Source organism: Phocaeicola barnesiae DSM 18169 = JCM 13652 (genome assembly GCF_000374585.1).
In the GTDB taxonomy this organism is placed as follows: Bacteria; Bacteroidota; Bacteroidia; order Bacteroidales; family Bacteroidaceae; genus Phocaeicola; species Phocaeicola barnesiae.
Genome location: NZ_KB894650.1, coordinates 47222 through 70407 on the forward strand (window position 1 = coordinate 47222; position 23186 = coordinate 70407).

Consider the following 23186-nt stretch of genomic DNA (forward strand, 5'->3'; position numbering starts at 1 on the left):
TGGCAGAAGAGATTAACGGCAGAATGCCAACAGGACAAACACTAGCAGCATAAACACAATCATCTCCCATTCAGCGATTCGGTTTATCCGGATAGCCCGTATCATATCAGCGCTTGTCAGTTCCCGATGAGTGATACCGATGAAAGGTTTGTAGACCAGTTCACCGAAATAATTATGTGGTCCACCGAAACGGCAATCGAGAATACCGGCTAAAGCTGCCTCCGGATAACCCGAGTTGGGACTGGCATATTCTTTTCCATACCGGCAGACAAAACCGATGAGTGCAAGCCGACCGGAAGCCAATACCATCAGGAGAGCCGTCAGCCGGGCTGGCAGGTAATTGGCCACGTCATCCATGCGGGCAGCCCAAGTTCCAAACAAGCGATACCGTTCGTTCCGGTAACCAATCATTGAATCGAGGGTATTGATCATCTTGTAAGCCATCATACCCGGAAGGCCACCTATCAGATACCAGCATAACGGAGCTATAACTCCATCGCTCAGATTCTCGGCCAAGGTCTCCAGTGCGGCAGTACGTACCTCCTGATCCGTCAGTTGGGCAGTATCCCGACCGACAATGCGGCTAACCTGCTTCCGTCCCTCCTCCAAAGAACGGTCGGCCGCCCGAAACACGTCTCGGACCTCGCAGATAAGTGTCTTTCCGGCCAGGCAATAGAAGACTCCGACAGAGGCTAGAATCAAGTACAACCAGGGAGATATCCGATAAGCTGCGACAACCACACCTAGGACAATTGCAAAAGTTCCGATCACTAAGGAAACGGATGCTATAGCCCCTTTCAACCGACGGTGTCTCCCCTTGTTCCAGCGATGTTCGAAAAAAGAAATCAGCTTTCCGAAACCGACTACCGGATGCGGCAGCCACACCGGATCACCCAGCCATTTGTCCAGCAAGCTCCCTATCAGCAGTGGAAGGACCCACACAACGATCAGTAACTGTATATCCATGTACGAATTCCTTCTATCAACCGATCGTTTTCCTCCGGTGTCTGCACAGCCACCCGGAAATAGCTGTCATCCAACCCCTCAAAGTTCGAAGCATCCCGAATCAGCAACCCGTATTGTTCCACCAAGAATGCCTTTAAAGCCGCCGCCCGTCCGTTTCGGATACGGACAAGCATGAAATGGGTATCCGATGGCCATACCTCCAGTCCTCCCATTTCGACCAACGACGTAGCTACACGCTCCCTTTCTTCCAACAACTGATGCAAGTGCAACGGGAAGCGATGGGCATTCCGTAACAGATAACGTCCGGCTTCCACCGCCAGCGCATTGACGGACCATGGCATCCGGAACGTACGAAGGTGACGTATAAGCAAAGGATTTCCGGTGATATACCCGATACGGAGTCCTGGAACAGCAAAACGTTTGGTCAAAGAATGTATCAGCAACAGGTTGGAGGATTCCAGACTTTCTGTCACTTCCAGTACCTCCTGTTCCGTAAAGGCCTCGTACGACTGGTCGATGATGAACAGACACTGAGGATGGTCCTTTACTAACTTACGCAAATGCATCACCTCACGGATTTCTCCCGTAGGATTGTTCGGATTGCATAACCAGACCATCCGTACCCCGGAAGGAAGATTATCCAGTGTATAGAAAGGAACAATTTCGTGCGCATGTAACCTGCAGGCATCTGCATATTCACTGAATGTAGGCATCAGAATGGCCGAACAGCTCTCCCGATAAGCCTGAGCAATCAGATAGATGGCTTCCGTTGCTCCGGAAGTTACACAAATCCCTTCCACATCCGTCTGATACCTGTCCGCCAATTCCTGTTCCAGAGAAAAGGCCTCCGGTTCCGGATAATTCCGGATGCAGTCCATTTTTTCCATCAAGTATTCCTTCAGCCCTTCATGGCTGAGGCCTCCGAACACATTCGAACTGAAATTAGCCGAAATGTGCGGATAAGCATAAATATCGTCTCCGTGTCCTTTAATCATTTCCTTGCAATATCTGATAAAGTAACGGCAGATTCACATGAGCACGCACGTGTTCTGCCAGTTTGTTATACTGTTCCTCCTTATAGGCGGCATAATCCATCAGTTGTCCGGACGGCATCTTGGTATAAGGTTCCAGCAACCAGTCTATAACCGTCGGATTGTCCAGAATTCCATGCAGATAAGTTCCCAGACATTTCCGGTCTACCAGACACCCTTCCCGGGTTCCGTCCTCAAGAAAGGCTACCGGATGAGCCGGAGACTCACCTACTCGCACAGACCTTCCCATGTGAATCTCATACCCTTGACAGGTTTCATCTCCTTCGAAAGTAAACCGTACCTGACGGGTGACCTTATTTCTTTCCATCATTGTAGATACAGGCAACAATCCCAATCCTGGCAGCTTACGGATTCCTCCTTCCACACCTTCCGGGTCGAGTACCTCCTGCCCCATCATCTGATATCCGCCACAGATGCCCATGACGGTAGCTCCGTTACGACGAGCCTGTAAGATAGCCTCGGCTACCTCATTCCGTCGGAGCTCATACAAGTCGGCCAATGTACTCTTGCTACCCGGCAACAGAATGATATGGGCCTTCTGCAGCTCAGCCTTGTTGTTCGTATAGAACAGATTCACCCGTTCGTCCCGTTCCAACATATTGAAGTCTGTAAAATTCGACAAGTGCCGCAACAGTACTACCGCCACATTGATCTTTCCTTCCATTGCCTCCCGACGTTTCTGAGACAAGGCAACGGAATCTTCCTCTTCAATATGGATATCCTTGAAATACGGAATAACTCCCAAGACCGGTACCTGACAGACAGATTCCAACATCCGGACACCGGATTGGAACAACCGCAAATCTCCCCGGAATTTATTGACGATAATTCCCTTGATTCGTTTCCGATCTTCGGGAAGCTGCAAAGCGATGGAACCGTAAGCACTGGCAAACACACCTCCACGGTCAATGTCAGCCACCAGAATGACGTCAGCATCGGCATAACGGGCCATCGGCATATTTACCAAGTCTGTTTCCCTCAGATTGATTTCCGAGATACTGCCCGCCCCTTCCATCACAATCGGATTATAACGCGCCTCCAAGCGGTCGAAAGCCGCATGTACCTCCTGCCGCAACACTTCACGTCCTTCCTTCCGGAAATAATCATACGCATCCCGGTCGCCAATAGGTTTTCCGTTCAGAACGACCTGAGAAGTATGGTCCGAATTCGGTTTCAGTAGCAGCGGATTCATGTCCGTATGACAAGGAATTCCTGCCGCTTCGGCCTGTACGGCCTGTGCCCGACCGATTTCCAGTCCTTCGGGAGTAGCATACGAATTCAAGGCCATATTCTGTGCCTTGAAAGGAGCCGGATGATAACCGTCCTGTAAGAATATACGGCACAAAGCGGTAGCCAGGACACTTTTCCCTACGTCACTACCCGTGCCGGCAAGCATCAGCGGATGCAAAGGCTGCTTCCGGTCACTGTCTGCTGAATGAATGTCTTGTTTCATACTATTGTTTATTCCCAAAGTTTCAGAATATCGGTTTCTCCCCAGTACCAATGGGTATATCCGGCTATCACGTTCCGATAACGGTACAAGGGTGTATTCACTTCATTACCTTTCGCATTCCGTAGCCGGGCTACAGAAGGAATTACGTCGGGGCACACCACTGAAGAATAATGGAATTCATGACCTTTCAACGAAAGTCCCTGATAAACCGTCTGGCGGTAACCCAAATGTAGCTTGGCATCCACCATGGTACAATCAATGGGGAATATCCCGGCCATTTCGTAGGCAGTACCTCCCTGGCGTACCGTCAATGAACGGGAGAGGAACATCATCCCTCCACATTCAGCCAACAGCTTACCGCCGGCTTCGGCATATTCCCGCAACTGTTCCATCATCCGTTTCCGCCGATGCAACTGGCGGGCAAAAAGTTCCGGATAGCCACCGGGCAGATACACCAAATCAGCTTCCGGCAAGTCACTGCCATATACGGGACTGAAATAAGTAATCTTACCCAATTCGGACAAACGGTCCAGATTCTCCCGGTATGTAAAATTGAAAGCTGCGTCGCGGGCGACGGCTATACGTAGTTTGGCAGAAGGTCGGTGCATGCTTTCCACACCGACTTCCGAGGTATATGGGAGGGTATATTGACAAGGGAAGATACGGGTACACAAGCTTAACAGCTTATCGATGTCTACATATTGCTCTACCAATAGCGAAGTCCGTTCGATGACCTCATCCATCTGACGTTTGGCGGTTAAGGTCAGTCCCAAATGCCGGGAAGGCATACGCAATCCTTCGGTTTGGGGCAGATACCCCAGACATTCCAGTCCGGCATCCTTACAGGCGTCTTTCAGGTAACCGAAATGCGCGGCAGACGACACCTGATTGAAAACGACCCCGGCAATCTTGACCGACGGACGAAAATGTTTGTAACCGTAGAGCAAAGGAGCTACTGAATAGGCGGACGAACGTGCATTCACCACCAGGATAACAGGGACCTGCAATATCTGAGCGATTTCCGCCGTACTTCCCTGCATCCGATTGTAACCGTCGAACAGCCCCATCACACCTTCCGTTACACAGACATCCGCTTTTTCGGCATACAGGTTATAGATATGCTGGATATGTGTACGGCTGGCCATCCAGGAATCCAGGTTGATGGAGTCCCGGTCGGCTGCAACGGCATGGAACTGCGTGTCAATATAATCCGGTCCGCATTTGAAAGGCTGAACCTTCAGCCCACGTTTCTTCAGAGCCCGGAGAAGTCCCATGGTAAATGTCGTCTTTCCGCTGCCTGAGGTGGCAGCACCTACCAGTATCTGTGGTTTCATTCAAGTCAATTTTTCATGAACGGATGCAAAGATAGGGATAAAAATTTTATCTTTGCAAGAATCAAATCCCCGTTAAACCAGTTTTCTCTTATGAAACTTCTACATACCAGCGACTGGCACTTAGGCCATAGTCTCTATAATTTTGACCGTACAGCCGAGCAACAGGCTTTCCTGAAACAACTTACCGAAGCTGTACGTACTCACCGACCGGACGCATTGCTCATCAGCGGCGATGTCTATCATTATTCTTCTCCTTCTGCCAGCACCCAGCGCATGTATACCGATGCCATACTGGCCATTCATGATGCCTGCCCCACCATGCAGATCATAGTGACAGCCGGCAATCACGACAGCAGTTCCCGACTGGAAATAGACAGCAATCTATGGAAACATTTCCGGGTGCATGTCATCGGAAGCATCGATCGGAAAGACAACCAGGTGTTATGGGAAAAACACATCATCCCTTTGGCCGATGAATCCGGAAAGCTGACCGGCTATGTGATTGCCGTGCCTCATTGTTATCCGCAGAACTTCCCGGCTTTACATCCTGACATTCCTCGGGATGAAAGGCAAGCGGATTTCTTCCATACTTTACTGGAAGAAACCGCAAAGCGGAATACGACCGGTGTCCCGGTGATATTGATGGCTCATCTGGCGGTAGCAGGTTCCGATATAACCGGACACGACGACGGCATAGGAGGTATGGACTATCTGCCAATCGAGACCTTGGGCGAAGGATATGATTACTTGGCCTTGGGGCATATCCATTGCCCACAGACACTCCGGAACACTAAACAGTACGCCCGCTACAGTGGTTCTCCCCTGCCGGTCAATTTCGATGAGACCTATCCTCATTCGATGACCTGTGTAGAACTATCCCGCCACGGCGACACCCCCAAGCTGGAGATTATCCCGATAGATAACCCTTTCCCCTTAGTGACGCTCCCCAAAGAACCGGCTCCTTTCGAAACGGCCCTGAAAGAGCTACAGACATTTCCGGCAGACAATCCGGCATATATCCGACTGAACGTGTTATTGAAAGATTACCTGAGTCCGGATTGTAACGAACAGGCCTCGCAGGCAGTCAGGGACAAAGCCTGCCGCTTCTGCTACATCCGTACCCAACGGGAAACCTCCGCTTCTTCTGCAACGGCGACCTCTCTCAACATTCAGGAGCTGAAAGAACAATCGCCGCTGGAGATAGCCGACCGTTATTTCGAAGAGGCTACCGGAGAACCGCTGGACGAGGAACTCCGCCACCTGCTGAAAACGGTCATCGATACCGTACGCGAGGAACAACAGTAACCATGAACCTATCCCTTATTCCATGAAACTACAGAAACTTACCATCCATAACCTGACCTCCATCGAAGAAGCTACCATTGACTTCGAACAGGAGCCATTGTCCGGAGAATCCATCTTTCTCATCTGCGGAGAAACCGGTGCAGGAAAGACCACCATCCTTGATGCCATCTGCCTGGCACTCTATAACGATACCCCCCGCATGTATCAGTCGGCCAACGAAAATTACCGGGACACCAACCATATTTTCTCCAAAAGCAAAGACAGTGTAGCCATCAATGACAAGCGCCAGCTGATGCGCCGCAATACGGGCGAGGCCTGGGTGGAGCTTGATTTTATCGGCACCAACGAAATTCCTTACACCGCCCGTTGGTACGTAAGCTGCGCCCGTAAAAAAGCTAACACGACCATCCAAAGCGTCAAATGGACTTGGGACAACCACCAGACACAGACGACCTACACACAGAAAGGAGAAATCACGGCCGAACAAGCCGCTGCTATCGGCCTATCTTTCGAACAGTTCTGCCGAACAACCTTACTGGCCCAAGGAGATTTCACCAAATTCCTGCAAAGTCAGGCCAAAGAAAAATCCGAAATTCTGGAAAAGCTCACAGGTACAGAAATCTATTCCACACTGGGAGAGAAAATTTACACCCTGACACAAGAAAAGAAGCAACAATACGAGCTACAGATGCAAAAACTGGCGGGCATCCAGCTATTGACTCCCGAAGAGGAAGAGACACTGAAAAGCCGTATCAGCCAGCAACAGGCAACCGCCGCTGCCTATAAGCAACAACAGGAAAGCATCCGCCGGAAGATAGACTGGCTGAAGAAAGAAGCCGAATTACGGCAAACGCTCGTACATCAGGAAGCAGACTGGAAACAGCAGCAGGAGATTCTTTCTTCCGATACCTTTTTGGCCACCGACCGTTTCATCGCGGCCTGGAATACCGGTACCGAAGCCAGGGAATGCATCCGTCAGCTGGAGACATTGCGTAATCAGCAACAGAATTCCGAAAAGCAGGAAGTTCTTCTGCTGAAACAAAGACAAATATTGGCTTCCGGCGACGCATGGCTGGCAATGCACTGCCAGGACCTTCAGAACCAGTTGCATCAATTGGAGGAAAAATTGCGACTGGAAGCTCCGTTTGTACCGATGTATGAAGCCAGTCAAGGATTGTTGGCACAATTGCAGGCGGCAACGAATGCCCGCCGAAACCGGCAGGAAAAGACATCCGAACTGGCATTCATCGAGCAAGAGAAACGGCAACAGGCGGAAACGTTCGAGAAGGGGAACAAATTTGTCAAGGAACAGCAGGAACTGCTATCCCTGAAAGAGCAAGAGGTAACAATCCGACAAGCAACCTTGGATGCCCTGCACCCCTCCGAAACACAAACCGCCCAACAACAGAACGAGCAGCAACGGGATACCTGTACCAAGGCCTTCAACGCTTTAAGTCTCCTGTTGGAACAGAAGAAAAAGGAAACCGAAGAACAAGAGGCTCTTTCCGACATCCGCAAACAACGGGATGCGTACGCCAACCGCCAACCGGAACTGCTACAGACTTATCAGCGTTCTTTGGAACAGAAGGAAGAAGCCGAAACACTATACAACCGCCAAAAGGAAGCCGTAGAAGATTGGGCACGCGAAGCACGAAGCCGACTTCATCCCGGTGACCATTGCCCGGTTTGTGGACAAGAGATTAAGGTACTACCTTCCGACCAAACCTTCCAATCATCCCTCAAACCGGTATACGACAATTGGCAACAGAAAAAGCAGGCTTGCGAACTGGCCGAAAAAGCTGTGCACGAGAACGATGCCAACCTCCGTTCATACCAGAAACTATACGACCAGAAATCGGCCGTTGTAGAGCAAACCCGAAGCAGGTATCAGGAACAGCTTCGGCTGACTCTCCAGTTGTGTACGGCATATTCCTTTACCCAACTGACCGTTCAGGAACTTGACTTCTTGAAAAAACATTCCGAGGCACTCGACCAGGAGCGAGACAGCATCCAACAAAAATTGCAGGACATCCATCGAGCGGAACAGGAGCTGAAAAACCAGCAGCAGGAAAAAGACAAGATACAGAAACAACTGGACAACGCCAACCGAAAGCTGAAGACGATAGAAACCCGGTTGAACGAGTGCAGGATAAAAGAAGAGGCTGTACGTTCTTTCCTGAAAAGCCAGGAACAAATCATCGGCGATGCCCTGGAGAAGCTACGCTCCGGCATGTTATGGAACGACTGGGAGAAACAATGGGAAATGAATGCTGAAGCCCTGATGAAACGCCTTCAGCAGGCAAGCGATGACTACCGGCAAATACAGGAGAACATCGTCCGGCTACAGAAAGAGGTAGACAACGGAGCGCAGTTGGAACGGAGCCTGGAACCGTTCCGAGAATCGATACAAAAAGCCTTCCCAAACTGGAAAGATATCCCTCCGGTTGTTCCCCAGCAGCTATCCGACCTTCATGAAGCCTGGTTCCGGTTTGCTTCTGATTGCCAGAGCCTGAGAACGGTACAGGATGGGCTCCGTGAATCAGTCCGTCAACAAGAAACAATCTTACTTCAGTTTCTGGAGAAACACCCGGATTTTACCCGCGAATACATCCAGGAACTGGCGACCTATACCACCTATCAAGTGGAACAGCTTCGTAACGGTCAGCAACAAGCACGTGAAAAGGCTGTGTCTCTCGAAGCCGCATTCCGACAGACTACCGGACAACTGGAACGGCATCAGGCGAATAAGCCGGCTTTAGAAGCCGAAGAAAGTATCGGGACACTGACCGATAAGCAACAGGCACTGGATAGTCAGTCTACGGCCATCTATCAGGAAATCGGCCAACTGGAAAACCGCCTGGCTACCGATGCCCAGAACCGCATCCGCCTGAAGGACGAACAGGCACTGGCCGACCGTCTCCAGAGAATCTACCGCCAATGGGAACGGCTGAGTTTCCACTTCGGCGACGCCAAAGGCACCAAGTTCCGGAACATCGCCCAAAGCTTTGTACTGAAAGAACTGCTGAACGGCGCCAACACCTACCTGCGCAGACTGACCGACCGTTACGAGTTGGCCTGTCAGGCAGGTTCACTCACCATCCTGTTGCGTGACTATTACCAGGGTGGCAGTGCCCGGCCTACCTCTACCTTGTCCGGTGGCGAAAGTTTCCTGGTATCCCTGTCGCTGGCACTGGGTCTCTCCTCCCTCAACCAGCACCGCCTTTCTACCGATATGCTTTTCATCGATGAAGGCTTCGGAACGTTGAGTGAGGACTACCTCAATACCGTCATGGATACCTTGGAGCGGTTGCATCAGCTGGGCGGAAAGAAAGTAGGTATCATCAGCCATGTGGAAGGGTTGCGTGAACGCATCAAGACCCAGATTCAGGTGAACCGCATCGACAATTCGCGGAGTGAAATACGGGTGATACGGGCATTATGAATAACCTATACATACAGGCAAAGGTTTCCGGCATAAATATACAATTACCGGAAACCTTTGTGTCTTATGTAGAATCACTGTTAAACAAGCACAGACATATGCTAATCCTGTGCCCCCAATATACTACCATTTCACCGCCGCATCGGATATTACGCCGTCTGTCGCATCGTCTGCGGTAAAAGTTCCTCCCGCATATTGCACACAAAGCATCACCAACGGTTCTATTCCATGATTGCGTACCGAACGCAGACCTTCGGGAGCCACACGTACCACACTGCCCTCAGAAACCGGGAATACCTGTCCATCGACCTGAAACTCACCTTTTCCGGACAAAAAGAAATAAAGTTCCTCGTGGCTTTTATGTGTATGCAGAAAACCCGTTTCGGTTCCAGGCGCAAAAGACTGGAAAGAAAACTCTGCCCCGGTAGCCTTTACAGCCGCACCGCCGAATACTTTTCCCGGAATCCTGACATCCGGTCCCAGCGCCAATACATATTCACCCAGTTCACTCAATTTTCCTACGTTGACGGCACTACAGTTCTTTGCCTCTACGATTTTCTCTATTTGTTTCATTCTTTTAAAGATTTAATGTTTCTGCAAAATTAACCATCAGAACGCTATCTGTCAAGAAGTTACATTTATATCACCTACTAACCTTTTTCTCTCTTTTGCAGGAAATCAGGCCATTAATCACATAAAAAATAAGAAAAAAATTATTACAACAGAATAGCGTCCGAATGGAAGAAAAATGGTAGCTTTGCAAACAAAGTTCTGACAGATAATCCTCACTAGAAAATCAACATCCGAATATGCAGAAAAAAGAAGAAAAGAATTCCATCATAGAGTTTTGCCCCATACGTAATGTCATTGCCCGGTTCGGAAATAAATGGGCCTTTCTCGTCCTGCTCATCATCCATGAACACGAAGTAATCCGGTTCAACGAACTATGCAGGGAGATACCGGATGTTTCATCCCGTGTATTGTCCGGAACGCTCCGTACACTGGAAGCCGACGGACTGATCTCCAGAAAAGCATATCCTGTAGTTCCGCCCAAAGTAGAATACCGGCTTACGGACATAGGGCTTTCACTCATTCCACACATCATCCAGCTCACCGAATGGGCACAGAAAAATATGAAAAGAATCATGTCTAATCGGGAAAAGTTCGACTTAAAGACAGTATGAATTCCCCCCAAAAAACAAACGTTCGTTTCACCTCAAACAAACGGACAATTTTCATAAAACGAACTCACGTAACCAACAAAACGTGAGTTCGTTTTTTATTAAGGAGAAAATAGATACAGAATATACTGTTTTTTTACAACATTTCCCCTGCTTTTTTCAGAATCATTCGGCTATTTTGAAAAATTTTTCATACTTTTGGGCAAAATAATGAAAACACTTTAAATTTATCACATCATGAGAAATATCTTTACGACACTGTGCGCCGGAATCGCCTTTTCATTCATGGCTACTGCCGGATATGCACAGGCGGGAGATGTCAAGTCCTACAACGAAGGCATCAACATCATCCCCATGCCACAGAGTTTGACACAAAACAAAGGTTTCTTCCAACTGACAGACCAGACTACTTTCGGAGCAACCGCACCGGAAGCAAAGACCATCGCCGAATTCTTTGCCGCCAAGATGCGGACAGCTACCGGCTACAACATCCAGGTTGCCGACAAAGGGGACATCAAACTGGTGATTGATTCCAAACTGAAGACAAACGACGAAGGATATACCTTGAGCGTAACCCCCAAAGGCGTCACCATCAAAGGTAAGACCGCCCAGGGCTTGTTCTATGGTATGCAGAGTCTGATGCAGCTGCTTCCGGCCGAAATCGAAAGTCCGGTCAAGGTAAAAGGCATCAACTGGCAGGCACAGGCCGTCAATATCAAGGACGAACCGCGTTTCGGTTACCGCGGACTGATGATTGACGCTTGCCGTCACTTCATGCCGGTAGAAGATGTCAAGAAACAGCTGGACGTAATGGCACTCTTCAAGCTGAACCGCATGCACTGGCACCTGACAGACGACCAGGGATGGCGCATCGAAATCAAGAAATACCCGAAACTGACCGAAGTAGGTTCCACCCGTATCGACGGTGAAGGAACCGAACACAAAGGATATTATACCCAGGAGGAAGTGAAGGACATCGTAAAATATGCTGCCGACCGCTTCATTACCATCGTTCCTGAAATCGAACTTCCGGGTCACGAACTGGCTGCCATCTCGGCTTATCCGGAACTTTCCTGCCAGGGACAACCCATCACTCCGCGTATCATCTGGGGAGTGGAAGACATCGTAATGTGTGCCGGTAAGGAAGAACCGTTCAAGTTCCTGGAAGACGTCATCAGCGAAGTGGTTCCTCTGTTCCCGGGCGAATACTTCCACATCGGTGGTGACGAATGTCCGAAGACCAGCTGGAAGAATTGTCCGCTTTGTCAGAAACGTATTCAGGACGAAGGCCTGCAGGCAGAAGACGGTCATAGCGCCGAAGAAAGACTCCAGAGCTATTTCGTACAACGTATGGAAAAGGTAGTGGAGAAATTCGGCAAGAAGATGATCGGTTGGGACGAGATTCTGGAAGGCGGACTGGCACCGAGTGCAACGGTCATGTCCTGGCGGGGTGAAGAAGGCGGTATCGCCGCTGCATCCATGGATCACGACGTAATCATGACTCCGGGTGGAAACGGTATGTACCTCGACCACTTCCAGGGTGACAGCAAAGTGGAACCGGTTTCTATCGGCGGATATACTACGTTGGAGAAAACCTACAGCTACAACCCGACTCCGGATACGCTGGTAGCCATGAAGAAAGACCACTACATCAAGGGTGTACAGGCCAATGTATGGAGCGAATACCTTTATAATACTGCCCTGCGCGAATACCGTACCTTCCCACGTGCCCTGGCCTTGTCTGAAATTGCCTGGACTCAGGTGAAGAACAAGAACTACAAGGATTTCGAACGCCGTATCAACAACGCATACGTTCGTCTGGACGGCCATAACGTCAACTATCACATTCCGCAACCGGAACAGCCGAACGGTTCCTGCAACACGGTAGCCTTTACTGACAATGTATCGCTGACCTTTACGACCAGCCGTCCGGAAACGATGGTCTATACCCTCGACGGAACTGAACCGACCGCACAATCAACCGTGTATACCGGTCCGATTCAGTTCGACAAGACGACTACCCTGAAGATTGCTACCCTGCTTCCTTCCGGTAAGTTGAGCCGTACACGCACCATCCTGGTAGACAAACAGGAACTGGCTCCGGCCAAGCAGGTGGCACAAACCACTCCGGGATTAAACATGCAGGTTACTGACGGATATTACCTGAATACCCGCCTTCTGAAGGATGCCATGGCTCCGGTGAAGGAAACCAAGGTCATCAGCGAAACCCGTGAACTGACTTCCTACGTGAAGACCGACGAATCCATGCGTGGTGTCAACCAGTATGCGGCGGTAGCGACCGGTTACGTGAATATTCCGGAAGACGGTGTCTACTACTTCTCTTCCGATTTGGAAGAAGTCTGGATTGACGGCAAACTGCTCATCAATAACGCCAACGAGGTGAAACGCTTCTCCCGCAACGACAACTCGGTAGCCCTGGCAAAAGGTCTGCACGAAATCAAGGCTGTCTTCCTGGGACACATCATCGGCGGCTGGCCTTCCAACTGGAACGACGGAAGTATCAACATCCGCAAGAGTGATGCCGAGAAATTCACGAAGATAGACGGCAAGATGCTCTGTCATTGATTTTTTGTGTATCCATCATAACATTTTAGAGTCACGGAAACAGGGGCCATGCAGGCTCCTGCCTTTCGTGGCTCTTTTTTCGTTTACAGTCCCCTGTTCCCTAGCAGCTTCCAGCCCGATAAATGGAACTACCGGAATACCCGGATCTGAAAAACCGGGTTCCTCATTTGCCTCTACACGCACTTTTCCGTATATTTGCATTCCTTTTTGAAATAGGGAACCAACAAAAAAGAACCAATTGTCATGAAAATACAATTTATGAGCTTAGGCAGCGGAAGCAGCGGAAACTGCTATTACTTAGGCACAGAGAAATATAGCATCCTGATAGACGCGGGCATCGGCATCCGCTCCATCAAGAAAATTCTGAAAGAGAAGGACCTCCCGCTGGAACGGATAAAGGCAGTGTTCATCACCCACGACCATGCCGACCACATCAAGGCCGTCGGTCATTTGGGGGAAAAGCACGGCATTCCCATTTATGCCACCCGTATCATCCACGAGGGTATCCGGCGCAGCTATTGCGTGACCGAGAAATTATCGGAAGCACATATCCGCTACATCGAGAAAGAGACTCCCCTCACCTTCGAGGACTTCCGGATTACCTGCTTCGAGGTTCCGCACGACGGTTCCGACAACGTCGGCTATAGCATCACCATCGACGGAAAGAACTTTGCGTTCCTGACCGATATCGGACATATCACCTCGACAGCCGCAGACTATATCGCCCGGGCGAACTACCTGATTCTGGAAGCCAATTATGATGAAACCATGCTGATGATGGGCCCTTATCCGCAACACCTGAAAGCCCGGATTGCCAGCCCGAACGGACACCTCAGCAACCGGGAAATGGCGGAATTCATCTCCGAACATTTCCCCGAGAAGCTGGAATACCTGTTCCTGTGCCACCTCAGCAAAGACAACAACCATCCGGAACTGGCCTACAAGACCGTAGAAATCGCCTTGCAGCAACGGAACATTGCCGCCGGTAAGGATGTTCAGGTTATCCCTTTGAAACGCACCCTGCCCTCCGACATCTACGAATTCTGAGCATTCACGCAGATAAAAAAAACAGTCCTGTCCGTACTTCTCAGGAGGGAGTCTGACAGGACTGTTTTCATGTCTCTATGATAACGATTCTTATCCTTGTTCCTTGAGGGAAGCCAGGAAACAGGAAATCTTCTCCAGCATTTCCTGCAAATCATCCGTCTCGCTACACAAAGTCTCTACAGGACATTGCCCGGTCTGAGCCCGGTTCAGGATATAAGGTGCCTCGGTAACATAGGTCACCGGAATGCTTTCTCGCTCCAGAAGAGCTCTTGCCGGACGGCTGATTACGTCGGTATAGACCTCGGCCACCTTACCCAGCGCCATCAATGCCGCGGCACCTTTCCCGATTACCTTGTCTGCCACCTGCGCATGGTTCAGAAAGTCCGGCTGGTTTTTCAGCAGGTCATACAGATCGGCCACTCCCCTTTGGTAAAACACCCGTTCTTCGTTTCCGTTCCGGATAACACAAGCATAATTCCCGGTATGCAACCGTTCAATCATCTCCTCGGGAACCATCACAAAGTACCTTGTTTCAGTTGTTCTACAAACGCGTCGATACGGTGCAGCTCTTTCGGAATGTCAATGCTTTGCGGACAATGCGGGTTACATGTTTCACAACCGATGCAATGACTGGCCTGACGCAATTTCGGCACACTCCGGTCATACCCTATCAGAAAAGCTCTGCGGGCTTCCCGGTAATTCGGGTCCTGCTGGCTTTTCGGCACATTCCCTTCGTTCACACACTTGTTATAGTGAATCAGGATAGCCGGTATATCGATTCCGTACGGACACGGCATGCAATACTTACAATCGTTGCAAGGCACGGTAGGATACTTCATCATCAGCTGAGCGGTTTCTTCCAAGAAATCCTTATCCTCCTCCGTCAACGGGACCAACGGAGAATAAGTACGCAGGTTATCCTGCAAATGCTCCATGTACGTCATTCCGCTCAGAACAGTCAATACATGGTCCGGAGAGCCGGCAAAGCGAAATGCCCACGAAGCCACACTATCTTTCGGCCGACGTTCCTTCAAACGGGCTACAATGTGATCGGGCACATTCGAAAGTCTTCCTCCCAGCAACGGCTCCATGATGATGGCCTTGATGTTGCGTTTCACCAGTTCGCCGTACAGATAATCCGCGTTCACGTTATTGCCCGAAGCATGATGCCAGTCCACGTAATTCAACTGGATCTGCACAAAGTCCCAGTGTACCTGCTCGTGCATCCCCAAGACTTCATCAAACACTTCCTTCGTCCCGTGGAAAGAGAAGCCCAGATTCCGGATACGTCCGGCCTTGCGCTCCTCGATCAGGTAATCCAACATCCCGTTTTCGATATATCGCTTGCGGAACGTCTCGATACCTCCATTACCGATGGAATGCAGCAGGTAATAGTCGATGTAATCCACCTGCAGATCCTCGAACGACTGCTTGTACATCTTGATGGAATTCTCCCGGGTGAAATTACTGAAATTAGACAACTTGGTAGCCAGCTGGAACTTCTCGCGCGGATGACGCTTCAGCGCGATACCGGTCGTCTTTTCCGACCATCCCTGTACATACACCGGAGATGTATCGAAATAAGTCACCCCGTGTGCAATGGCATAATCCACCAATTCATTGACCGCATCCTGGTCGATGACATTTCCATCTCCGGCCGGCGAAGGCAATGTGGGCCAACGCATACAGCCATATCCCAGCAATGAAATCTTTTCTCCTTTATCCGATGTACGGTATGTCATCTTATCGGTAGGAACCGGAGCATTGGGATCAACCGCCGCACCGGTCGTCTGCTTCTTATCGTCACAACCGTAGAACAGACCTCCAACGGTAGCCGTACTGATTCCTACAATCTTCAGGAAATCCCGTCGGTTCATTCTTTTATTATCCTCCATATCAAAGTATTTTTAAGCCGTTCACGGCATCAGATTAAACGTTGTCTTTCGTGTCCCTCTACATAAATGGCACTGAACGGACGGGCCGGACACAGATTCTCGCAAGCCCCGCAACCGATACAGCGTTCCACGTTCACCGCCGGTATCTTCGGAGAATCCGGATCTCCTTCCACACTGGGCACCATCTGGATGGCTCCTGTAGGGCAATGCCGTTCACAATTTCCGCAAGATACCTTATCCTTGACCGCTATACAATTGTCATACAGGAAAACGGCATGTCCGATCTGAGTAGAAGATTTATCGGCCAGGGAAGTCAAGTGGATAGCATCTGTAGGACAGACTTCCGCACACTTGGTACATTCCGGACGGCAATATCCCCGTTCGTACGACATCTCCGGCTGCATGAATTTCATCAGGTCCGTCGAGGGACGAAGCACCTGATTCGGACAAGCCGATACGCACAACTGGCAGGCGGTACAATGCTGGGCAAAATGCTTGGCACTCTGGGCTCCCGGCGGAAGAATCTTGGTCTGACGGTTCGGAACCTGCTTATCGATAATGGTAGCCAGACCGCCGTCAACCTTCTTTTCCTGGGCCTTCAATGTGGCGCCTACCGTTACCGTAGCGGCAACAGTCAGGAAGCTACGGCGGGAATTGTCCGGTTGTACCGGAGCCTCGTTTCTTTTTCCATCCTTCTGCTTGAAGCGGCTTTCGTAATGCAAGGCCCCATGCTTACAGGTACTGATACAATCCATACAAGCCACACAACGGCTATAGTCTATCTCATGCTTTTCCAGGTTGATGCAGGCAGCCTTGCACTTCTTGGCGCACAACTGGCAGTTCTTACATTTCGAGGTATCAATGACCGGACGGAACAGGGAATATTTGGACAGGAATCCAAGAACGGTTCCTACCGGACAAATGGTATTGCAATATGTACGCCCGTGTTTCCAAGCCAGTACAAAAAGAACCACCACCGTTACCACCGCCACAATCAGCGTAGGCAGTCCCTTCATCCATACCTCTGTTTCATAGAATGCATAGCTGTCCGCCCTCTCAGCCCAAAAAGCCAACAGGTTGTTTCCCCACTGATAAACCGGTGCCAACAAGGTAGAAGCGATACGCCCGTATGAACTGTAAGGAGCTATAAGAGCGGCCAGTGGAACCAAGCCTGCCAATAAAGCTATTACAAAAAGGAGTAATACCACCCACCGCAAAACGGTAAGCGGACGGGAATAAGAGAAACGGTATTTTTTCTTTTTCCGCTTAGAACTTATCCACGAAATGATATCCTGAAAAACTCCTAACGGACAAATGACAGAGCAATATACTCGTCCCAACAACAATGTCAGCACCACCAATGCCACTATGACCCCCACATTCAGAGCCAACACAGCCGGCAAGAACTGGATTTTAGCCATCCAGCCAAACCAAGTATGAATCGTCCCTGTAAAATCCAGGAACAGAAGCGTGACCAATACATAAAAGACAATGGCCAACGTCACTCTAATTTTACGCAACATATTTATATCTCTTTTCGGTTTATTTCTACTTTTGTCTAGCAAATATATAAGAGTAGAAAAGAAAAGAATCAACATCCCGATTCATTTTTTCGGTAAGAATACTTTATATAGAATCAGTTTAGATAACCAGGAAAAATTTAAGGAGTGACGAAAAAAGACAGTTTTTTATGGGATTCTTCAAATAAAAATGTAATTTTGAAAGCAGAAAAATAAACTTTGTTAAACACTAAAAAAGACACAACTATGAGCCGTGAAAAAACCCTCGTACTTTTAAAGCCCAGCACCGTACAACGTGGGCTGATTGGACAAATCCTCACTCGTTTCGAACGTAAAGGCCTTCGCTTGGCCGGTATCAAGATGATACAGTTGACCGATGAAATCCTGAACGAACATTATGCCCACCTAAGCACTATACCTGCCTTTCAACGTATCAAGAATTCCATGATGGCAGCTCCGGTCATCGCCTGCTGCTACGAAGGTGTAGATGCCGTACAGGTAGTACGTGCCATGACAGGTGTAACAAACGGACGTGCCGCCGCTCCCGGTACCATCCGTGGTGATTTCGCCATGAGTCCGCAAGAAAACATCGTCCATACTTCCGATTCTCCGGAGAACGCACTGGTAGAAATCAACCGCTTCTTCAAGCCGGAAGAAATCTTTGATTACGAACAGAATGCACTTCCTTATCTGTACTACATGGACGAATACAACGGATAAAAAGGAACTGATTCCCATAGAATCAAAGAAAATCCCTCAAGGTTTACTGATAGCCTTGAGGGATTTTTTATGAAGAAAATCAATGTCAATTCTATTCTTTCATCCAGTCCAGCTCTTTCCACGGATATTCACCGTCGTTCTTCTGGGGAGCACCAGGTGTACTTCTTCCTTCCCTGACATACTTGGCCATCAAGGCACGCAGGCGAGAAACAATCTCTGGATGTTCAGCCTCTACATTGGTCGTTTCAGAAGGATCGTCCTTCATGTTATAAAGTTGTATCGGAGGCAACGAATCCAAAGCCAGCGTATCGGTAGGTGTAGGAGCGCTCCATCCACCGGAACTGGCAGAAAGCAATAGTTTCCAATCGCCTTGACGGATGGTGAACTGCCCGTCGATGGAATGATGTACGGTAGCTTCACGTATCGGGTCAATCTCCGTTTCAGATACGATGGCAGGTAACAGGTTATAACTGTCTTCCCCCTCAGAGTCCATCAACTTATATCCGTTGATGGCCGCAAATGTAGCATAGAAGTCGGTCAGGCATACCGTCTGTCTGACTTCGTGAGGTTTCGTACCTTCCGGCCAACGCAGGATGCACGGAATACGGTGCCCGCCATCGAACAGATCCGCCTTATGTCCACGGTAAATCGAATTCGGCCGATGTCCTTGAGCTTCCATTTCCTTGATACCCGCTGCCGGACTACATCCATTATCCGTTGTAAATACAACGATGGTATTTCCATCTTCTCCAGACTCCTTCACCGCCTGTAGCACCTTGCCCACCATGGCATCCACCATGAGTACAAAGTCACCGTATTCACCGATACCTGATTTACCCCGGAATTCTTCCGTCGGCAGAATCGGAGTATGAGGAGCCGGTAATGGCAAATACAGGAAATAAGGCTGGTCAGCCTTGGCCTTCTCCTTGATATAGTTACAAGCCCGGTCAACCAGATTCGGAAGGACCTCTTCATGTACAAAATCGGCTCCTGTAGGTCCTTTGCGCCACCAGCTGTATTTCCCCTCGTTCACCGTTTCCCTATCCGGAAGCGATGTAGGCATATCATTCTCAATGTAGACGTATGGAGCCATGTCCAGGGAACCGCAAAAGCCGTAGAAATAATCGAAGCCACGGGTAGTCGGTCCGTTTTGCACCGGCTTACTGAAGTCCACTTTGTCCTTTCCGGCATCGATATTGTCCCAATCCCACCCCAAATGCCATTTACCGATACCTGCGGTAGTATATCCATTTTTACGCAACATAGAAGCCATCGTTTCCCTGTCTGCGGGAATCAAAGCCTTGTCATAACCATATAATACGTTGTTTTTAAGGGTAGAACGCCAGTTGTAACGTCCTGTCAGGATACCGTAACGGGTCGGGGTACTGACCGAAGAACTGGAATGCGCATCAGTAAACACGACTCCTTCCTGTGCCATCCGGTCAAGGTTTTCCGTCTTCAGCTTAGAATTGTTGTCGAAATAAGACACATCGCCATACCCCATGTCATCGGCTAGAATAAAGATGATGTTAGGCTGTTTCTGCTTTTCCGTACATGAAAGCAGGGAAAGTATAGCCGCAGTAGCCAGAAATACGTTTTTCATAATCAGAGAATAAGGTTAAACAACAATTATTCTTCCTCCCGAAGATGATGGGACGAAAGTTCTGTCTACAAATTTACTGAATATTACTGACTAGCCCCTGGAATCCTGTATTTTTCTGTAAAGTATTTCGCGCCACGCCCTTCAATGTCACGGGTTCTGCGCATTTTTGCTAGATTGACAAACAATGTTATTCCTAAAACATGTAAGAGAATAAACATCAAAAAGGGTTTATATTACGTACACCCGGAGATAAACAGATTGTTCCAGGCAAAGGACTGGAACAGACCAACTTCACCATATTGATTTTCCCTGAATCCGTCTGAAGTGGAAGGAAATGAAAGTCATTCTAAAAGACGGGCAGAAAGCGATCTACCCGAATACTCCTTCGGCACGGAGAAAAGCATCGGTATGGATAAAATTATTGCCAGTCAGGAGATACCTGCTGGCAATTTATCGGAGAATCTATTTACGTAACATCAGGTTCTTGAACGATGCCGGATAAAGTGTCTCGAACTGCATCAGTTCTCCGGTGACCGGATGATAGAAACAGAGCTTGAAGGCATGCAAGGCCAACCGTCCCAACGGGTCCACCTCACATCCGTAGCGCTCATCCCCTACTACCGGATGCCCCAACGATGACATGTGGACACGGATCTGGTTCTTACGACCCGTCTCCAGTTGCAATTCCACCAAAGAATAACCGTTGGCGCGCTTGATAGTCTGATAATGTGTCACCGAAAACTTACCGCCGTCATCGTGATCGGAAGAGCTGACATACAGCTTGCGGTCAGTCAGCCATGACTCTACGGTTCCACTATCCTTCTCCATGTCTCCCATGACTACGGAAACATAGCGACGGTCGCATACGATATCGTGCCAGTTATCGCGCAAGGTATGCTGTGTCCGTTCGTCCTTTGCATACATCATGATACCCGATGTTTCACGGTCCAACCGATGCACGACAAAGATACGGTTATTCCGATGTTGACGCTTTACGTACTCATTCAGGATGTGCTGGGCGGTACGTTCCTTCTGATGATCGGTAGCGACGGAAAGCAGCCCCTCCTTCTTCTCCACCACGATGAGATAAGCATCCTCGTACAGAATCTTCAGCAACGGATGGCGGAACTCATGCTTGTGCTTTTCGTGGCTGATCTGCACTTTCATTCCCGCCTGTAACGGATAATTATATTGCGTCTGGATATTGTTGTCTACCAGAACCACCCGGTTGGTCAGCAACGCCTTTACGCGGGTACGGCTGATACCGGCCATTTTCTTCATCAGGAATTCCATCAGTTCCGCCGGTTCTGTTACATTATATATGGTATATTTGGCAGCAGCCCGTGCTCTTGGACGTCCGCTACCCTGTTGGTTTTTTCTTGACACGCTTTCTTGTTAAATTAATGTTCTACATCTTGCGGCAGGCATTTTCCCCATCAGTCCCGACGTTCCAGCAACACCACATTTTCCACATGATGCGTATGAGGGAACATGTCTACGGGCTGTACGGCGGTCACCTTGTAACGGCCATCCAACAACTGGAGGTCTCGTGCCTGCGTAGCCGGATTACAGCTGACATAAACGATACGTTTCGGAGCTGCGAAAAGAATCACATCAATCACATCGTTGTGCATACCTGCCCGTGGAGGATCCGTGATGATGACATCCGGACGACCATGTTCTGTAATGAAATCCTGAGTCAGGATATCCTTCATATCGCCGGCATAAAACAAGGTATTGTCGATACCGTTGATTGCGGAATTGACTTTTGCATCCTCGATGGCTTCAGGGACATATTCGATACCGATCACCTTCTTCGCCTGACGGGAGACGAAATTGGCGATGGTTCCCGTACCGGTATACAGGTCGTACACCAGCTCGTTACCGGTCAGTCCGGCAAACTCACGGGCCACCTTATATAATTGATAAGCCTGTTCAGAATTGGTCTGATAGAATGATTTCGGTCCCACCTTGAAACGAAGCCCTTCCATTTCTTCAAAGATATGGTCGTTACCCTTGAACACTTCCACTTCCAAGTCGCCGATCGTATCGTTACATTTATTGTTGATGACATACAGCAACGACGTGATCTGCGGGAAACGGTCACCTACGAACTGCAACAGCTCCAGCATCTGCTGCTTCTCCGCATCGGAAGTTACCTTGCATTGGAGGAGTACCATCAGCTCGCCGGTAGACGAGGTACGGACCATCATGTTCCGTAACAGACCTTCCTGGGTACGCAGGTTGAAGAATGAATAGTTATGTTCATAGGCATAATCGCGGATGGCGTTCCGTATCTGATTCGATATATCATCCTGCAACCAGCATTTCTCGATGGCCAGTACCTTATCGAAGGCTCCCGGTATATGGAAACCCACCGCATTCATCTGGTCGTACTGCACATCGGCCTTCACCTCTTCTTCCGTCAGCCATCGCTTGTTCGAGAATGTAAATTCCAACTTGTTCCGATAGAAGCGTGTCTTTTCAGACCCCAGGATCGGTCTGAATTCCGGCAGTTCCACTTTTCCGATACGCGTCAGGTTATCGAATACCTGCTTCTGCTTGTACCGGATCTGGTCTTCGTATGAAAGACACTGCCACTTGCAACCGCCACACACACCGTAATGCTGACAGAACGGTTCAACACGCATCGGCGATTGTTCATATATCTTCACTGCCACCGCTTCGGCATAATGATTTTTCTTTCGCTTCACCTGTAGGTCGACCACATCGCCGGGAACCACATAAGGAACAAAGACTACCAGATCGTTTACTTTGGCCAGGGCCTTACCCTCTGCGGCCACATCGGTGATTGTCACCTTTTCCAGTAAAGGAAGTTCTTTTTTCTTTCTTGCCACGTCTCTTTTGTATAAATCCAATTTGGGACAAAGTTAATCATTTTTTCCGACAATCTACCATGTTTTTAAAAATACTTCATTTTGCCAACTCTACATTGCAAAAACATGTTGTAAAATAGGTTTTATTCCTTTGAAAGTCTATAAAATATAAATAGATTTGCAATCAGTTAAACTTAAATAGCCTTTCAAAAAGAAAGTGAAAGACATACATAACACATATCAAA

17 protein-coding genes are annotated in these 23186 nt (G+C 49.1%); 6 read left to right on the plus strand and 11 right to left on the minus strand.

The window, feature by feature from the left end; genetic code table 11:
• Positions 1–12 precede the first annotated feature (12 nt).
• Genes cbiB through C510_RS0109295 form a run of 4 tightly spaced genes read right to left on the minus strand, consistent with a single transcriptional unit; the run spans position 13 to position 4805 of the window.
• The gene (cbiB, locus tag C510_RS0109280; RefSeq protein WP_018711067.1) at positions 13–966 is read right to left on the minus strand and encodes an adenosylcobinamide-phosphate synthase CbiB; all 954 of its coding nucleotides are present in this window, start codon (positions 964–966) and stop codon (positions 13–15) included.
• Positions 948–1961, minus strand: a complete 1014-nt coding sequence (locus tag C510_RS0109285) for a threonine-phosphate decarboxylase (protein WP_018711068.1) — start codon at positions 1959–1961, stop codon at positions 948–950. Before C510_RS0109285 ends, cbiB begins: the two co-directional genes overlap by 19 nt.
• Positions 1954–3471: a cobyric acid synthase gene (locus C510_RS0109290; RefSeq protein WP_018711069.1), complete on the minus strand. Its 1518-nt coding sequence runs from the start codon at positions 3469–3471 to the stop codon at positions 1954–1956. The genes C510_RS0109285 and C510_RS0109290 overlap by 8 nt, the downstream gene beginning before the upstream one ends.
• A gap of 8 nt (positions 3472–3479) precedes the next feature.
• Complete coding sequence (locus C510_RS0109295) at positions 3480–4805, minus strand: cobyrinic acid a,c-diamide synthase CobB (RefSeq protein ID WP_018711070.1); 1326 nt, start codon at positions 4803–4805, stop codon at positions 3480–3482.
• 90 nt (positions 4806–4895) lie between these two features.
• Between C510_RS0109295 and C510_RS0109300 the strand changes: the two genes are divergently transcribed.
• Complete coding sequence (locus C510_RS0109300; RefSeq protein WP_018711071.1) at positions 4896–6110, plus strand: exonuclease SbcCD subunit D; 1215 nt, start codon at positions 4896–4898, stop codon at positions 6108–6110.
• Between the two features lie 22 nt (positions 6111–6132).
• Positions 6133–9552 (plus strand): AAA family ATPase, encoded by a 3420-nt coding sequence (locus C510_RS0109305; RefSeq protein WP_018711072.1) that lies wholly within the window; start codon positions 6133–6135, stop codon positions 9550–9552.
• Between the two features lie 123 nt (positions 9553–9675).
• Here C510_RS0109305 and C510_RS0109310 read toward each other — a convergent pair whose 3' ends face one another.
• The gene (locus tag C510_RS0109310) at positions 9676–10125 is read right to left on the minus strand and encodes a cupin domain-containing protein (protein ID WP_018711073.1); all 450 of its coding nucleotides are present in this window, start codon (positions 10123–10125) and stop codon (positions 9676–9678) included.
• 236 nt (positions 10126–10361) lie between these two features.
• Here C510_RS0109310 and C510_RS0109315 point away from each other — a divergent pair, with 236 nt between their 5' ends.
• The 3 genes from C510_RS0109315 to C510_RS0109330 all read left to right on the plus strand — a co-directional run bounded on the left by C510_RS0109315 (position 10362) and on the right by C510_RS0109330 (position 14366).
• Entirely contained in the window at positions 10362–10736 is a 375-nt protein-coding gene (locus tag C510_RS0109315) for a winged helix-turn-helix transcriptional regulator (RefSeq protein ID WP_018711074.1), read from the plus strand.
• 234 nt (positions 10737–10970) lie between these two features.
• On the plus strand, positions 10971–13319 hold the full coding sequence (locus C510_RS0109320; RefSeq protein ID WP_018711075.1) for a family 20 glycosylhydrolase: 2349 nt from the start codon (positions 10971–10973) through the stop codon (positions 13317–13319).
• A gap of 243 nt (positions 13320–13562) precedes the next feature.
• Positions 13563–14366 (plus strand): MBL fold metallo-hydrolase, encoded by an 804-nt coding sequence (locus C510_RS0109330; RefSeq protein ID WP_026320174.1) that lies wholly within the window; start codon positions 13563–13565, stop codon positions 14364–14366.
• Positions 14367–14456: 90 nt separating this feature from the next.
• On the opposite strand, the gene C510_RS0109335 is transcribed toward C510_RS0109330, so the two are convergent.
• The 3 genes from C510_RS0109335 to C510_RS0109345 are packed head-to-tail and all read right to left on the minus strand — an operon-like array spanning position 14457 to position 17784.
• Entirely contained in the window at positions 14457–14882 is a 426-nt protein-coding gene (locus C510_RS0109335; RefSeq protein WP_018711078.1) for a DUF1893 domain-containing protein, read from the minus strand.
• A complete protein-coding gene (locus tag C510_RS0109340) occupies positions 14882–16261 on the minus strand; it encodes an aldo/keto reductase (RefSeq protein ID WP_018711079.1) in 1380 nt (459 codons plus the stop codon). Before C510_RS0109340 ends, C510_RS0109335 begins: the two co-directional genes overlap by 1 nt.
• Positions 16262–16290: 29 nt before the next feature.
• Positions 16291–17784 (minus strand): 4Fe-4S binding protein, encoded by a 1494-nt coding sequence (locus C510_RS0109345; RefSeq protein WP_022340171.1) that lies wholly within the window; start codon positions 17782–17784, stop codon positions 16291–16293.
• 243 nt (positions 17785–18027) lie between these two features.
• Between C510_RS0109345 and ndk the strand changes: the two genes are divergently transcribed.
• Positions 18028–18501 carry a nucleoside-diphosphate kinase gene (gene ndk / locus C510_RS0109350; RefSeq protein WP_018711081.1) on the plus strand — a complete coding sequence of 158 codons (474 nt, stop codon included), beginning with the start codon at positions 18028–18030 and terminating at the stop codon, positions 18499–18501.
• Between the two features lie 91 nt (positions 18502–18592).
• Here ndk and C510_RS0109355 read toward each other — a convergent pair whose 3' ends face one another.
• From C510_RS0109355 to rlmD, 3 genes are all read right to left on the minus strand, one after another.
• On the minus strand, positions 18593–20104 hold the full coding sequence (locus C510_RS0109355; RefSeq protein WP_018711082.1) for a sulfatase family protein: 1512 nt from the start codon (positions 20102–20104) through the stop codon (positions 18593–18595).
• Positions 20105–20566: 462 nt separating this feature from the next.
• A complete protein-coding gene (locus tag C510_RS0109360; RefSeq protein ID WP_018711083.1) occupies positions 20567–21490 on the minus strand; it encodes an RluA family pseudouridine synthase in 924 nt (307 codons plus the stop codon).
• A 50-nt stretch (positions 21491–21540) separates the two neighbouring features.
• The gene (gene rlmD / locus C510_RS0109365; RefSeq protein WP_025892278.1) at positions 21541–22962 is read right to left on the minus strand and encodes a 23S rRNA (uracil(1939)-C(5))-methyltransferase RlmD; all 1422 of its coding nucleotides are present in this window, start codon (positions 22960–22962) and stop codon (positions 21541–21543) included.
• Positions 22963–23186: the final 224 nt, after the last annotated feature.